This is a genomic window from Simplicispira sedimenti (assembly GCF_022760965.1).
GTDB classification, from domain to species: domain Bacteria; phylum Pseudomonadota; class Gammaproteobacteria; order Burkholderiales; family Burkholderiaceae_C; genus Simplicispira; species Simplicispira sedimenti.
This window is the reverse complement of the sequence record NZ_JAKVIJ010000031.1, coordinates 1-732: the sequence shown is the minus strand read 5'-3', so window position 1 is coordinate 732 and position 732 is coordinate 1. Positions and strand designations below refer to the sequence as shown.

Sequence of the window (732 nt, the reverse complement as noted above, 5' to 3'; positions counted from 1 at the left end):
GCGCAGTCGCGCAGCTTGATGCCCTGCGCGCGCAGGGCGTGCAGCAGCGAGGGCAGATCGGCCACCGGGGGCCGCGCGCAGAAGTAGTTGGCCTGGCTGCCGGGCAGCACCTGCCAGCCCAGCGCGGTGCACAGGGCGATCTGGCGGTGTTTCCATTCGCGCAGGCGGGGCAGGCCATCGGCCAGCCATTGCTGCGTCGTGGGTTGTACCCAGGCCTGCAACAGCGCCACGCCATGTGCGCCGGTGGGCCACGAAGGGGCCAAGGCGGCCAGATCGGCGGCGTCGGCATCAGCGCCTTGGGGGGCAATGGCGTAGGCCGCGCGCACCCCCGTCAGGCCCAGGGCCTTGTTGGGCGACCAGAGCTGCCAGCAGGTGGGTGGCGGCGCGGGGTGGGTGTGCAGGCGCAGCGGCTGGTAGGCGCAGTCGAGCACGCGCAGGGTCTGGGCCGGATCGCCTGCCGCTGGCCACGCGGCCAGCGCCGCGTCGGCCTGGCCCAGGGGGCTGGAGGGCTCGCAGGCCCAGTGCAGCCCTGCAGTGGCATGGGGCTCAGTGTGCACAGCCAGACTCCGGGCGCGTGCAGCCTGGGCGTAGTCGCCGTAGCCATGCGGGGGCACCGCCACGGCGCGCACGCCGCGCTGTGCGGCCAGTGCGGTGATGCGGTGGATGAATTCACTGGCACTGCCCGCCAGCACGATGCGCGCGGCCTCCACGCCATGGAAGGCGGCGAGCTGC

General features: G+C 73.8%; 1 protein-coding gene. It reads right to left on the bottom strand.

Annotated features, from left to right (window positions below):
- Positions 1–732: aminotransferase (locus MJ602_RS16675; RefSeq protein ID WP_243021867.1), on the bottom strand; the 732-nt coding region annotated here is incomplete at both ends.